General features: G+C 54.9%; 11 protein-coding genes and 1 riboswitch. Of the genes, 4 read left to right on the forward strand and 7 right to left on the reverse strand.

Annotated elements, in window-relative coordinates; genetic code table 11:
• Positions 1 to 62: 62 nt before the first annotated feature.
• From ACTNE6_RS18780 to ACTNE6_RS18795, 4 genes are all read right to left on the reverse strand, one after another.
• A complete protein-coding gene (locus ACTNE6_RS18780; RefSeq protein ID WP_442497849.1) occupies positions 63 to 2,081 on the reverse strand; it encodes a CHAT domain-containing protein in 2,019 nt (672 codons plus the stop codon).
• Positions 2,023 to 3,525: a metallophosphoesterase gene (locus ACTNE6_RS18785; RefSeq protein ID WP_442497850.1), complete on the reverse strand. Its 1,503-nt coding sequence runs from the start codon at positions 3,523 to 3,525 to the stop codon at positions 2,023 to 2,025. Before ACTNE6_RS18785 ends, ACTNE6_RS18780 begins: the two co-directional genes overlap by 59 nt.
• Before the next feature lie 507 nt (positions 3,526 to 4,032).
• Positions 4,033 to 5,559: an Ig-like domain-containing protein gene (locus ACTNE6_RS18790; RefSeq protein ID WP_442497851.1), complete on the reverse strand. Its 1,527-nt coding sequence runs from the start codon at positions 5,557 to 5,559 to the stop codon at positions 4,033 to 4,035.
• A 179-nt stretch (positions 5,560 to 5,738) separates the two neighbouring features.
• Positions 5,739 to 6,257, reverse strand: a complete 519-nt coding sequence (locus ACTNE6_RS18795; protein WP_442497852.1) for a DUF2380 domain-containing protein — start codon at positions 6,255 to 6,257, stop codon at positions 5,739 to 5,741.
• A gap of 214 nt (positions 6,258 to 6,471) precedes the next feature.
• Here ACTNE6_RS18795 and ACTNE6_RS18800 point away from each other — a divergent pair, with 214 nt between their 5' ends.
• The gene (locus tag ACTNE6_RS18800) at positions 6,472 to 7,833 is read left to right on the forward strand and encodes an ATP-binding protein (RefSeq protein WP_442497853.1); all 1,362 of its coding nucleotides are present in this window, start codon (positions 6,472 to 6,474) and stop codon (positions 7,831 to 7,833) included.
• The gene (locus ACTNE6_RS18805; RefSeq protein ID WP_442497854.1) at positions 7,830 to 8,498 is read left to right on the forward strand and encodes a response regulator; all 669 of its coding nucleotides are present in this window, start codon (positions 7,830 to 7,832) and stop codon (positions 8,496 to 8,498) included. The genes ACTNE6_RS18800 and ACTNE6_RS18805 overlap by 4 nt, the downstream gene beginning before the upstream one ends.
• Before the next feature lie 143 nt (positions 8,499 to 8,641).
• Here the strand turns inward: ACTNE6_RS18805 and ACTNE6_RS18810 are convergent, their stop codons facing one another.
• On the reverse strand, positions 8,642 to 9,487 hold the full coding sequence (locus ACTNE6_RS18810) for a choice-of-anchor P family protein (RefSeq protein ID WP_442497855.1): 846 nt from the start codon (positions 9,485 to 9,487) through the stop codon (positions 8,642 to 8,644).
• A 41-nt stretch (positions 9,488 to 9,528) separates the two neighbouring features.
• A riboswitch (cyclic di-GMP riboswitch) is annotated at positions 9,529 to 9,619 on the reverse strand.
• Positions 9,620 to 9,899: 280 nt separating this feature from the next.
• On the opposite strand from ACTNE6_RS18810, the gene ACTNE6_RS18815 reads away from it, so the two are divergent.
• On the forward strand, positions 9,900 to 10,949 hold the full coding sequence (locus ACTNE6_RS18815) for an AAA family ATPase (protein WP_434482518.1): 1,050 nt from the start codon (positions 9,900 to 9,902) through the stop codon (positions 10,947 to 10,949).
• Between the two features lies 1 nt (position 10,950).
• Here ACTNE6_RS18815 and ACTNE6_RS18820 read toward each other — a convergent pair whose 3' ends face one another.
• On the reverse strand, positions 10,951 to 11,529 hold the full coding sequence (locus ACTNE6_RS18820) for a hypothetical protein (RefSeq protein ID WP_442497856.1): 579 nt from the start codon (positions 11,527 to 11,529) through the stop codon (positions 10,951 to 10,953).
• A gap of 178 nt (positions 11,530 to 11,707) precedes the next feature.
• Here ACTNE6_RS18820 and ACTNE6_RS18825 point away from each other — a divergent pair, with 178 nt between their 5' ends.
• Positions 11,708 to 12,712 (forward strand): helix-turn-helix domain-containing protein, encoded by a 1,005-nt coding sequence (locus ACTNE6_RS18825; RefSeq protein ID WP_442497857.1) that lies wholly within the window; start codon positions 11,708 to 11,710, stop codon positions 12,710 to 12,712.
• Here the strand turns inward: ACTNE6_RS18825 and leuA are convergent.
• Positions 12,709 to 14,361 (reverse strand): 2-isopropylmalate synthase, encoded by a 1,653-nt coding sequence (leuA, locus tag ACTNE6_RS18830; protein ID WP_442497858.1) that lies wholly within the window; start codon positions 14,359 to 14,361, stop codon positions 12,709 to 12,711. The two genes, ACTNE6_RS18825 and leuA, sit on opposite strands and share 4 nt — an antisense overlap.
• Between the last annotated feature and the right edge of the window lie 80 nt (positions 14,362 to 14,441).

A 14,441-nucleotide genomic window follows, 5' to 3' on the forward strand; every position in this document is an offset into this window, starting at 1 on the left:
GTGCACTAGCGCACTGAATCGGGACATCCTTTTCCCGTTATCCCGCATCACAGACTCAGCGCTTAATACTCATCCCCCAGCGCATCCAATGCCGTCTGCGCCAGACCGGTCCATAGCGGCGTACTCCAATCTTTCAGATATCGCCTGAACTGGCGCCGCGTTGAAATGATTGGAAACGCGTCGGCGCAAAGCTCGTTCAGCATCTCTCGGCAGTGCTGCTTAATCTCGGTTTCCAGCGATTTAGGATCGCTGTCTTGTCCGCCGTACACCACTCCCAACAAGCTGAGTTCCGCCAGCGTGCTCAACGCATAAGCCCGGTCGTCGCCTGACGATTTGCGGATCTGCCATTGCACAATCTGTTTGGCCGCGTTCCACAATATGCTGTATTTATGCGCCAGTTCCTTGAGCACGGGGCCGTCGTCTTCCCGGTTCAGGATGGCGATAATCGACAGATATTGCGTGATCACCCAGTAATTGCAAGGGTCGATTTCCCAGGCATCACGATAAAAATCGCGGCAGGCTTCGTAGGCTTTCTGGGCCAATGGTAGATTTTCCGCCAAGGCATAGGCGATGCCGATGCGTTTCTCGCTGGCGGCGCTGATGCCCAGGCGCTGCGCCCTATCCTTGGCCGAGACGATGGCATGCGATTCCTCGCGCCAGTTTTTCAGATCCTCGCGCACCGATGCGCACAGTGCGGCCAATTCCACATTTTGGGAATCACTGAGAATCTGCGCGGCACTTTGATCCCGGTCCAGATTCGCTCCCACCAGTTCGTCGATCCGGTCAAACTTCACTTCGATTTTGCGCTGCGTCTGCTGGTCGCGGAACAGGTTGACCTGGCGTTCAAAATTCCACGGCACTGTGGCGTAGGCGACGATGCTGGCCCAGTCGTGCGTCTCCGGCGAATCCGTGCGCAGCCGCTGGCGCAGCTCGTAAAGCACCCAGCGTGGGTCGCCGCCGTTCAGCAAGCCGCGGTAGAGCACTTTGGCCGCGATGGCCGATGCCTTCATCCACAGCGGAAACTGGGACGCGATGACCCACGGAATGCCGGCCGCGTTCAGTTCGTGGGCGATGCTGCCGCCGGGCGTCAGCACCGATTCGATATTGCCGGAATCGCAGGTCGCCAGCGTCACGAGCGTCGGCCGAAACCGCGTGTTGCCGGCCGAATCGCTCGAGGTCAGGGCGATGGCGAGACGCTCGCCGTCGACGATGTCGGCGCTGTCGCCGGTTTCACTGCACAAGGCCAGGCCGTAGCGCTCATCGCCGGAATACTTGAACGGCGCGCCATGGGCCAGGATGTGGACATGGGTGAACTCGGTCGACGCGCAAAGCGAGCGGATTTGCTCCAGCGTGGCATTGGGCAGCACGGTCAGCAGCTTTTTGACTTCCTCGATGCGGTTCTCGTCCTTGATCTTGACCCAGGGCTCGATGGCTTCGCGCAGGGCCTGCAAATGGGCCTGCGCGGGCACGTAAAGCCCGTCCGGCGCCGCGAACGCGAACAGAATGCGCGGCGGACGCGTCCAGTCGACCGGCAGCGGACGGCCCCGGCGGATTTCCCTCGTGATCGTGATCGGCGTGCGCATTTGCAGGAACAGCGGCGAGCCCGATCCGGGGAAACCGTCCGGCGCCACGGCCGCCTCGAAGGGCATCAGGCCCAGTTCGAACGCGGACATGGCCAATCTCAAATGCACGAGTTTGCCGCTCTCGGCGCCGGCATTGCCGAGCTCGGAGAGCAGGGCCGGCACCTGGCCGAGCACGCGGCCGATGGCCTCGCCTATGTCGCGGATTTCCGATTGCCGCTGGTCGTCAGTGGCGGGGTCCTTATCCTGGGGGTATCTAAGCCGCCGCAGGCGCATCAGCAACTGGCGATGCTCGAACGGCATTTGCAGCGTCACCGGCCCGTCGGAGCCGCACAGGGCAATGTAGTTGGTCAGCGGCGACAACAGTTGATTGTGGGCGGGCCCGGATCTTAACAGCTCTAGCTTGACGTTGCGGATTTCCGAAGTGTACTTTTCGATCATGTCACTTCCTCGCGAATTGCTGGATGACCTGGGGCGCGCCGGTGCCGTCGCCGACGACATGGCTCAGGCAGCCGACGACGCCGCCTTTCTCCGCCTTGATGGACACGGCGCTGGTCTGGTTCATCACGAAGCTTTGCCCGCCGAATTTCGCCTCGTCGATCAGTTCCATGCGGCCGTCCATCAGGACGTCGTAAACCGGCTTGAACGACTTCTGGTCCTTCAGCATGGCGTCGGTGAAGCGCAGCAGCCGGATCCAGGTGCCGCAATTGAAGTAGAAGCGCCCGCCGCCCATGTCGATAGCGCGCTCCAGATGGGTGTGGCCGGTGACGATGAAATCGATGGAAGCCCCTACCGCCGCCGTGACATCCTTGAAGGTATCGTCCTGGTCAGTGCGGTCGAAGGTCTTGTCGTCGGCCAGCCAGTCTTTCAGCGCCCGGCGCAACGCCTCGTCCTTGGGCACATCCCTGAGCCAGCCCGTCAGCCGATCGAAAATCAGCTGCCAGGTGCCCAGCGGCGCTGCCGGCTCGACGATCTGGGCATTCGGCTTGCCGAGATTGGCCTCGGCCAGCGCCAGCATCGCGTCCACATCCTGCGAATCCTGCCGCGGATGCGTGTTGATGCCCTCTCTGAGATTGGGGCCCAGCAATTGCTCGACCGTCACCGCCGAGGCATCCGTCACCTGTTCGCGCGGCTGAAACCCTTCCGCGGACAGGCGTTGGTTGACTTCCCTGCCGCCGCCGACTCTCTCGCCGACGATTGACACCAGGTCGGTGATCTTTTTCGCCTGGGACGGATCAAGCACGATCAGCGTGCCAACCGCGGCCTGGGTTTCCGGCTTCAGCAAATCGATCCATTTGTATTTTTCCTTGACCTCGTTCATGACCTCCTTGACCATGCGCGTGCCGGCGTTCGGATACCATTCCTTGGCATCGAGCGAGCGGCCGGCATTCAGGCGCCGCCCGACCTTGGCCAGATCCTCGTAGCGGTTGTAGTTCCAGGCATCCACCTCGTTGCCGTGCGTGCAGTAGATACGCGCATTGCCGACTGTACAGGTGTAGCCGGCGCCGGTGGTCGAGAACTCGATCCGGGCGCGCTTGACCAGGTCATCGCCTGCCAATCGTTTCATGATCAGGCGCTGCACCGTCGGGAAAGCCATTTCGATATCGTGATTGCCGATGATAAAAACCAGCGTGCGCCGTTCGCCTGCCACGAAAGCCGCGAGCGCATCCCAGATGCAGGCGAAGGACGCGTCTTTCATGATCCGCTCAACCACGGATACGGCCTGCTCGACCGCCACGTAGCCCGGCAGTTCCTCGGCCAGCGTGTCGAAGACATCCCCGTTCAGCACCAGCGCTACATGGCCTGCCGGGCACTGTTGGGCCACCCACCCAATGTAACCCGCCAGCCTCCTGGCCTCCTTCAGGATCTGAAAATTGGGTCTGTTGCCGCCCATGTGGATGTCCGAGATCACATGAATCTCATCGTAAGCGGGAAAATCGCTCATAGGTCTATCTCCAGTAACAAATAAAATCGTCGACAAATACTGACAACCAGCCGGAAGCGCGGGTCAGGCCTGACATTCAGGGTCTTTGCGCATGCCTGAGCATAAAAAGTGTAAACTCATAACATGATGCTCCTCTTCTGCTACTTCGAGCCCTGACGATCCCGCTCCATAGATCCCCAGTGCGGCATTACATTCTTGCCGACCCTAACCGGAAACATCGGCCGCTAAGCTATACGCGCACTAGAAAAAGCCAAAGTAATGCAATTTTTGTAATTACTGGAAATATATGGATCAGCATTAGCTAGAGGTGTGATTATAGATGATATAGACAGTGTGGCAAGAAATAGCAGAAGGCCGGCGTCCCCGCCGTTATGCTAACCGTGGATGCCAGTAAAAACAGGCTTATCTTTTGTTTGAGGCAATTGCCTCAAGCAGTCAAATAAAACAGTCTCTCCGAGACATCTTAGAAAACTGCTGAGGCAAGGGGCTATATCGTCCGTCTACAGGCTACTTGATAGGCGTAATAGCAATCGCTTCCAGCCATTCGGCAATACCGTTAACCGGCGGATGATATTGCATAACGACAGAAAAAGCATTGCCGCTGCCGGCATCGGTCACGCGAGGGATTAACACTTGTTGGTTAGCCGGGTTATACGTGGCCTGGAATGGATCGGCAACCTCTCCAGCGCCAAGTTCATTAAGCGCTGATAGAGCGAAATTATAAGTATCACCTGATGATGGGCCTTGCCTTACTAAGCGCGCCTCATAGAACTTGCCATCAACCTTGACTTTAGGGATATCCAGTTCGCCGACAGAGCCATCGAATGTCGACGATTTTTCAACTGCCGATGTTGATAATAAGGGATGGAGTGATGATGATAATGGATCGAGACCAGTGCCAGTTACATTGATAGTGTATTGATCATCACTAAAAGGGAAAGCTGTGACATATTCCTGTGTAGTTCCATAGCTTTTAGCCACTCCTTTTGAATCTAAACCAACTACAGGAAATCCAGGTTTACGTAAAACAACCGACCCTTGACCACATTCGGCTTCTTTGTCTGCATCTCCTTTTAGAGGTGAGGAAATAGCAATCAAGTAATCTCTTTCCCCTGGAGGAACACCGATTTCAACAGAATTAGTGGTATCATAACAAGGATCGACTATACCGATGAGAGCTCCATCGAAGAGACCATACCTGTAAGCCAGATACATGTGGTTTGAGCTACCCGCCCAAGCATTATCCAGAATTGTATTTCCAAGTATGTCTTTGGTAGTGCCAGTCTCGGTCACCCAACGTTGAAACGGAAAACTCAGCTCTTCCATCTCAGGCTGTAGCAAAGTGCTGTCAAATACATACAACACCCAGCTTTTCTTGCCGAAACAACTGCTGCCCTGTGGGCAAACGGCAAGCTTGATAATTTCGTTACCGGCACTGTGTAGGAAAAACCAATCTTTATCATCCGAATGAAGCAAATGCCCTTTAATGTTTCTGGTGGAATTAAGAGGTGTTGCATCGGCAGAACGGTCATTAAATTCAACATCCACATTGTCGTAAAGCTCATCCTTCGGCTGTTCAAAAATGGTATTGCCATCAGCACCGACCGGGTTGCCGATAATAGTAACATTCAATTTCGCAGTAGCGCTTTGGCCATACTGGTCGATAAGGGTATAGGAAAAAGGGTCAGTAACAACTTCACCAGCCAACAATTTATTGATGCTGGGGGCATTTTTATACAATGTATAAGTAAATTTACCGTCAGAATTTAAAAGTAGAGTGCCATAATCACTGGCTGGCGAATTGTTAAGGTAAACAGTTGTCCCATTCATGTCATTTGCCAACACATCGCCAGTCACAGAATCAACATTATTTGGCATTACGGTGACACTATCATCAATTGCCACAAGCTGCGCTTCTACAGGTGCTACGGGATCTACGGAACCAGTGGAGCCTCCGGGCGCCTTTAAGGGCCCAGGATCGGCACACAGCTCAAATGAGCAGAGCAATAATAAAGGGGAAATCTTTTTTAACATTGAGATACACTCCTGTGATCTTACGGACAAGTTAATCGGGTTAATCTGAGAATAGTTCAGTTTGGCCTATAGTCAAGCTGAGCCACAAAAATGCTCAGCGGACAGATTCCCGCTATTTGTTACCGTAGATCAGGAGTGCGGCCAGAGTCAGCTTAATCTTGTGCGCAGCCCATTGGCATTCACATCCGATTGATCAAAGCATGAATCTTTTTCGCTAGCGCATCGATTCCGCGCCTCGTCACCTTCTCATGCGTGCCTTTCAGTTCGATAGCGTATCTTGCTGAGAGATCGGGTTTTTTCACATTGACCAGATACGCCATCAAATAAGAAAACAGGAAGCTGGGCTTGCTATGCTGCCCGACAACGACCCAGTCGGCATTCCACTGCCTGGCCAGCGCGGCCGCATCGTCATGGAATTTGAAAAGATAGCCGAACCCGGCATTGGCAGCCGCCTGTTCACTGATATTGATGTGAATGATTTCATAGTCACCGGCCCGGCTGATCGCCTGTTCAAGCAACGGTCTGAATGTAGCCGTGCGAACAAGCTCGTCCGGCGTATTGGGCATTGAAGTGATATCGTTCAGTTCGAAATTCAAAACCGCTATGCGGACGCTTGCATGAGCGGCCCCGTTGAAAACCAGCCCCATGCTCAGCACTACCCAAGCTGGGATTAAACGCGCACTTATTAATTTCATCATCTTTCTCCTCTTAAAAATCTGCCTTGGCGGCAGTTGCCAGATTAATAGGCATGCATATGCCAGTAACCTGATCGTTGCCTGCTAAAAACGGGCAATTTGCCCGACCTTATCAAGACAGCTTTCCATACCGGCCACAAACGCATAAAATGCGAGCAAAGACGCACCGTGCCTCAAACCGCCTGATCGTCAGCAAGAAAGCTCATCCGACATTACTATGAATCTGAAACTTCATTTGCTATCGCGCATCATCCTGATCGGCTTTGCCTGCCTGATCGCAACGACAGGCTGGGTGCTGTATCAGGCCGATCAGGAATTCCGGCATGAGGCCCGTTCAAAGGCTGACTCAATAGGCAGACAACTGGAATTGCAGCTGCTGCGCATCAATGCGGGCTTCGATCACACGGCGCGCTTCCCTGATCTGGGGCTATGGCAACAGATGGGCGCCATCTCCGGCGCTTGCGTGTGGTTCATACCGGCAGACGGGGATCAGGTCCGCAGTGTTTGCAGCGGCGGCAATACCTCTGCCCAGAGCGGGCCGGACTGGTTCGAAAGCATTTACCGGTGGGCGTTCAAGCCTGGTTTTGAGACTATGCGCCCGGTTGCCTTTCGTAACCATGTTTATGGCGCCGTCGTCGTCGCGCCCAGCGCCGAAATCGAGATCGCCAGCACTTGGCAACAGCTTCGCGGCCTGATGGGACTGTCCGCAACAACCGTGCTGGCCCTTTGCCTGCTGGTTTATGTCACGGTGAACCGCGCCTTGCGGCCTGCGCAAGTGATTGTTGCCGGCCTGGAAAGCATGAGCAATGGAAATTTGTCTGACCGCCTGCCCGCTTTCGAGCTGGCCGAATGGCAGCGCACCGGCCAAGCTATCAATCAACTGGCGGCCAGCCAGCAGCAGCTGCTCGCCGAGCGCCGGATGCTGGCCCTGAAGTTGCTGACCGTTCAGGAGGAAGAGCGCCGCTATCTGGCGCGCGAGCTGCACGATGAGTTCGGCCAATGTCTGGCCGCCATCAACGCCGTCACTGCCTCCATGATGCAGACGGCGGAACAGGACTGCCCTGCGCTGGTTCCCGAAGGCAAAAACATCGCCCGCATTACCGGTCACATGATGGATTTATTGCGCGGCATGCTGCTGCGATTGCGGCCCATGGATATTGATGAACTGGGATTGTCGGTCGCGTTGAACAGCCTGATAACCGGCTGGAATGCCCGAAACGGCGGCAAAATTCACTATCAGCTGACCATCAACGGCGATCTTGGCCAACTGCCCGAGCCCGTGCCTGTCAACATCTTCCGCATCGTGCAGGAATGCCTGACCAATATCGCCAAGCATTCGGGCGCCGCCAACGCGAAAGTCATGATCAAACTGTCTGATGGACTTGTAGAACTGCAGGTAGAAGACGACGGCATCGCCGACAAACTGCCGTTTGAAGACAGTTCCGGCATCGGCCTGCTCGGCATGCGCGAGCGCGTGACGGCGCTGGGCGGCCAGCTGACGCTGGCTCCGATTCAGACCGGCGGACTCATGGTCCGGGCATGGCTGCCGTTGCAGCCTGCGACAGGAGCCCCGGCATGACAACCTCAACGTACATCAGGATCTTGCTGGTCGACGATCATGCCATCGTCCGCGAAGGCTACCGCTCTCTGCTGGAAAAGCAACCCGGACTGGAGGTCGTCGCGGAGGCGGCTGACGGCCTGGAGGCCTATGCCCGCTTTAAGGAATGCAATCCCGATCTGGTCATCATGGATCTTTCGCTGCCCGGCCAGGGCGGGCTTGAGGTTATCGCACGCATCCGGCAGCGCCGCTCCGATGCCAGAATCCTGGTTTTCAGCATGCACCAGCATCCGGGATTTGCGGTTCAGGCCGCGCGGGCTGGGGCATTAGGCTACGTCACCAAGAGCAGTGCCCCCGATGTCCTGATCCGGTCCGTCTACGACGTCCATGCCGGCCGCCACACGCTGAGCGCCGATATTGCCCAGGCGCTTGCCCTGGAAAAGCTGGGCGCCGACCGCATCGCGCTGGAAGACCTGACCGTGCGCGAATTCGAGATTCTGCGCCTGCTGGCCGAAGCGCGCCCGACCGAAGACATCGCCCGCCTGCTGCATATCAGCCCAAAAACCGTGCTGAACTGCCATTACCTGATCAAGAAGAAACTGGGCGTCGCCAGCGATATCGAACTGACCCGTCTGGCCATCAGGATGAACGTGGTCAGCCTGCTGGAACTGTCGGGACCGCTGTAGGCGCTTTAATCCGCCCCAAAATGATCACGGTCCAATGGGCTTAAAGACTGTGTAATCAGAAGCTATAGCGTGTTTCATCAGGTTGATGCGCAATAAAAAAGGGAGCATTGCGCCCCCTTTAGAGATATTTCTAATTGACCGGATCAAGCCTCTGAAGCGCTTGTTTTACGGCGCGAGAAACCGGCTAGCCCAACCATTGCCGAACCGAATAACCAGACTGCCGCTGGCACGGGAACGGCTGATATATTCTCAGCCGACATTTCCGCATAGGCGTGTCCGATGATGATGTCGGTGTCAAATAAGCCGGCTAGACCATTTAAGGATAAGCGCAGCGCATTGACCGTCATTGAACAAAAAGAATTGGAGCAATCCGCTATCTGTTCGTTGAGAATTAAAGTGGCACCAATGAGTCCAAGTGCATTTAAATCAATTATGGAATTTGCGCCGGCATTGGCGTCAACTTGGATATCCTGGCCCAATATGCTCAAGTTTAGCGATGTGATATTAGCACCTCCTGAGGCAGTCAGGTTGCCATAATCCCCCGTTACCTCGGCGCTGGAGCTTAAAGTAACATTATCCAGCTCAAGCAGGCTTGAAAGGCCTAAAATCGATAAAAGATCAGCATTGATGTTTAAATCTTCGACGCCGCCGGACGCGCCAGTGGTTTTACTGCCGGCCGATCCATCAACATTGGAATTCGCCGATCCATTAATTGTATCGGCTGAGGCATGAGCTTGAACTCCTAATATAGTGGCGCCAGCATTAAGATCTAAAAGCGCATTATTCAGACTATATGGCGCCGGAGCTGTTCCCGATATACCTGCAAGTGTTGTTACTGACAGCAAGTTTGAGTTTAGAACATCCAAATTTACAAAGAGCCCATATCCTTCACTGTTAGCATTAACGATCGCGGCGCCCGCGCTTGGGGTAAAAGTAACAGATGCCAGCGTTAATGCGGCGGCTCCCAAAAAATAAGCTTGTTTTTTCATTATTATAAATTCCAAAATATTACAAATTATGTTGAAAAATAATTTGCAACCCAGCCGTCTTCTATCATTAACCTTTAATAAAGACCCGTAGCTTTCCGTCCCCGCCTCGCGGCGAGTTTGGCTTTTATATTTTTTAACGTCTCCGGCATCCAGCCACAAAGTAAAGCCAATGGAAGAACTCGATTGAGAAAAGCTTTTTCAACATCGTCTCCATTTTTTACTTCTCCAATTCCAGCAATTCCACCTGGTTTCAGTACCTTGATCGTACAGCACCTTAAAAACAACTTAAAAACAACTTAATTTTTTTAATTAACGCCAGTATACTCAGGCCGCATCTGCAAGTTGTTAGCAATTTGTTATTTTTGTGTTAGAGTCTGGGATTATTCTATTCAGGCTTTTTATGCTTGTGTCAATGGATCAAGATTCTATTTATGAATTTGGAACGTTTCGCCTGGAAATAGCAACTTATCTATTGTGGGAAGGTGAAACACCCGTCAATTTACCGCCCAAGATTTACCGCTTATTGCTTTATTTTCTGCAGCATGCAGGTCAGTTAATATCGCGGGAAGAGTTGTTCAATGCGGTGTGGGATGGCCGGATTGTCGATGATTCGGCATTACGGCTGGCCGTTAATTCCTTGCGCAATATTTTGCAGGACGACCACAAAACACCACGTTTTATATCAACGGTCAACAGGCGGGGCTACCGTTTTCTGGCCGATGTCGCCGTTAATCGGCCTCATGATAATGTTACCCTTTTGCATTACCAACCTAAAATTGAGCCTTCACCGGCCTGGATTGAACGCCTTTCGGAATTGGATCTGCTTCAGAGAGCCTTTCATCAGGCGGCTAGAAAAGAGCGATGCCTGTTTTTTCTGAGCGGTGAGCGCGGCGCGGGCAAAACTACCTTGATCGATATGTTCCTTTCCAGAATCATATCCCCCAACCTGGCCGTACTCCGTGCCCGGGGCGTGCAACTGCACGGGACTGCGGAACCCTTCCTGCCCTTATTGGAGGCTCTGGAACGTCGTTGCCGCGAACCCTCCGGAAAAACATTGATTGAGCGTCTGGAACAGACTGCTCCCACCTGGCTCTTCCAAATGTCGAATCTGTTGAGCGATGACAAACTTGCAGCCATCATTCCAAAAGTCTCCCAAAACAATACGCGCCGCATGTTGAGAGAGGCCGCCGAATTTTTTGAGAATTTGAGTACCGGTTCGACCTTTATCCTAATTATCGATAACGCGCAATGGGTTGATCAAGCGACTCTGGACTTAATCGCCTTGTTGGCATTTCGGCGCTCTGAAGCGAAACTGTTGATCATCGTCAGTTATCGCCTTTGCGAAAACAGCGCCGCTGCCCAGCGCATTGAGAAACTACGCGAAGAGCTGCATCACCGCGGCTTGTGCCAGGAACTGTTCCTGCAATGCTTGGCTCAGGTTGAGTTCCCGGAAGCTGGATAATTTAAGAGAAATTGCTGTTTTCCGACCTGGCCGACAACCGGTTCTCCAGTATCGCTTCCTTGCCTTCGTTTGACATTTCACTGAACCCGGAAGCCCTGCCTGAGCTTTCCAAGCCGAGGCTATTCTTACTGAATGTAGACAATAAAATAATCACAGCGCCCCTGCCAAACCCGTAACTCGTGATGATGATGCTCATCATCAGAAACAGGCGAAACGCCGCCGGCAACAGTCCTTCGGCCGGAACTGGCGCATCCAGTACCGGAAATACGGCCTGCAGAAGAAACAGGCTCGAATTGGTGAATGCGCCGACCACCATGGCCCAGCGCACATGCCAGGGCAGCGGCACCTTGGCCGCATAAAAGCCGAACAGCAGCGCGCTCATTAACAGAAAATCCAGATGCGCCTGCAGCAAGCGCGTGATCTTGCCCTGAAAAACCAGCTTGAGCGGCGACATGCCCAAATTCATGCCCACCATGCACCACGCCAGCACCAACGCCGCCAGCAGCCATAAAGCGGCGCCTCTGATTAAAAGCACATTGCCCGCATGTCTTGAATCCTGATCCATACCTAATTGCCTCATGTTCTGCCCTATTCATTTGAATTCATACTGTCTCTTCAGTATAAATACACGGCCGATCACACGCCTGCCTTGGACGGAACAATTGTTTGACTGAAACGGCAATAGGCCGTCCATTTACACACAACGCGCTTGTCTCTACTATTGGCAAAAGCCGGTTTCTATCTCAGGAGTTTTGATTATGGATATTTATGGCTCGATAGCCTCGGAGTCCTCAAAAGATTCAGGCATGACGCCGGAAATCAAGCTATCGACCGCTGATCTCCCGGCGCGAGAGCGGCATGAATGGCTGCGCGAAGTGATAGGGCGGGAATATGCCAATGTCGAAGTCACACCGCCGGCCGACGGCAGCCTGTTCAATGAGATGACGATATACCCGTGGCAGAATTTGCGCCTGTCCGCCATACGGTCGAGCGCCATTTGCCTGGAGCGGCTGCCGCGCGAGCCGCATTTGGTCAGTCAGGATGCCTACTTTGCGGTCGTCCTGCTCTCAGGCGGCTACCTGCTGGAGCAAAACGGCAAAACCGTTGTTCTGCAGCCGGGGGATATGACGCTTTACGACGCCACGCAGCCCCATCGCATACACTGCCCGCAGCACTTTTCGAAACTGATCGTTTCGGTCCCAAGGCCGATGCTCCGGGACAGAATAGCCGGCATTGAGCATTGCACGGCACTGCGTATCCCCGGCAATAAAGGCATCGGTTCCGTGGCGGCCAATTTCATCCGCACTGCTGCGAGCCAGACCGGCCAATTGAATGCGCAGGAATTTTCCGCGCTAGCCGATCATTCCCTTGATCTGCTGACATTGGCGTTGGCCTCTGTGCGCCCGGCAAACTTCAACGTGTCCAGAAGCCGTTCCATCGCGCTGAACAGAGTCAAGGCATTCATCGAACGCCATCTTGCCAATCCGGATCTGGATACCGCGCGGGTCGCCGGCGGCGTCGGCTTGTCGCCGCGCTATATCAATGATTTGTTTAAGGACGAAGACACTTCCCTGATGCGCTATATCTGGCAGCGACGGCTCGAAAACTGCCGGAAAGACCTGATTGACCCAGTCCACGCCGGTCATCGGCTTTCCGACATCGCATTCCGCTGGGGCTTCAACGATTTGTCGCACTTCAGCCGCGCGTTCAAGCAGCGCTTCGGCTGCTCGCCGACAGAATACCGGCAGCAGCCGAAAGCCTAACGGATAGGCCTTAAAACGGCATTCAGCGAAGCGCTGACGATATCGGCATGGCAGGCTATGCCGGTATGCGCCCCGCCGTTGTATTTCAGCCGGACATAACAGGCGGCTTTGGCATCGCTGCCGGCCGTTATGGCGTGTTCGTGATAGTCGGTGATTTCGATAACCTGGCCCAACTGCCGTTCCAGCGCGTTGACAAACGCGTCCAGCGCGCCGTTGCCGGTTCCTGTCACCGTTATCTCTCCCGCCCCCGAAACCAGACGCGCAGCAATCGTTTCATGCTGGTCGTGATCGAGATGAAATCCGGCCAGTTGGTAAACCGGCTGCACGGCGAGATAAGTCTGCTCGAACAAGGCCACCAGCTGCTGCGCGCTTATCTCCTGGGCCTCTGCTTCGGTCCGGCGCTGCACGATCTGGCTGAATTCGATCTGCAGCCAGCGCGGCAGTTGCAGGCCCAGCTCCCGCTCGATGATATAAGCGGCGCCGCCTTTGCCGGACTGGCTGTTGATGCGGATGACCGCCTGGTAATCGCGCCCGACATCGGCCGGGTCGATGGGCAGATAGGCGACGTTCCACGGCTGCCCCGGCCGGCGGGCTTCAAGGCATTTTTTGATCGCATCCTGATGGCTGCCCGAGAAAGCCGTGAACACCAGATCGCCGGCATAGGGATGGCGCGGATGCACGGCAATCTGGTTTAACTGGCTGACCTGGCGGCTGATTGAGCCCAGGTCGGAAAAATCCAGCTCGGGATCGACGCCCTGGCTGTACAGATTCATGGCCATGACCATGATATCGGCATTGCCGGTGCGCTCGCCGTTGCCGAACAGCGTGCCCTCGACGCGCTGGGCGCCGGCCATGAGCCCCAATTCGGCGGCCGCTACCGCGCAGCCCCGGTCGTTGTGGGTATGCAGGCTGATGATGACCGCCTCGCGATGCCGGATATGCGTGCTGAACCATTCGATCTGGTCGGCGTAGACATTCGGCGTCGAGACTTCAACCGTCGACGGCAGGTTGAAGATAATCGGCCGCTCGGCTGTCGGCTGCCAGACATCGGCGACGGCGTTGCAGATTTCCACGGCGAAATCCGGTTCCGTCGCGGTAAAGCTCTCCGGCGAATACTGAAACTGCCACGCGGTCTCCGGCTGCGCCGCGGCGCATTCCTTCATCACCCGCGCGCCGTCCACGGCCAGCGCGATGATGCCATTCTTGTCCATCTTGAAGACCTGCTCGCGCTGCGCTCTGGACGTGGAATTATAAAAATGCATGATGGCCCGTTTTGCGCCTTTTAAAGCCTCGAAACTGCGCCGGATCAACGCTTCGCGCGCCGGCATCAGCACCGATACCGCGACATCGTCCGGTATCAGTTGCTGCTCGATCAGCAGGCGGATAAAGTCATAATCGGTCTGCGAGGCCGAAGGAAAGCCGACGGCGATCTCCTTGAAGCCGATTCGGACCAGGAGCTTGAAGAAAGCCGTTTTCTGCTCGATGGTCAAGGGATTAATCAGCGCCTGATTGCCGTCGCGCAGATCCTCGCTGCACCAGATGGGCGCCTGTTCAATCCGCCGGTCGGGCCACTGCCGTTGCGGCAGGCTGATGACTGGACAAGGCTCGTACTTATGATGATCGAAAACCGCTCGCTGTGCTGTATTCATAATGCCTCCTCGCTCAATTATCGTTAAATGAAGCCACAGTATAGGGAAAAGGCTTGAGCGAATGATTGCCAATATGCCGG

Origin of the sequence: Methylobacter sp. sgz302048 (assembly GCF_052162025.1) — a bacterium.
Taxonomy (GTDB): Bacteria; Pseudomonadota; Gammaproteobacteria; order Methylococcales; family Methylomonadaceae; genus Methylobacter.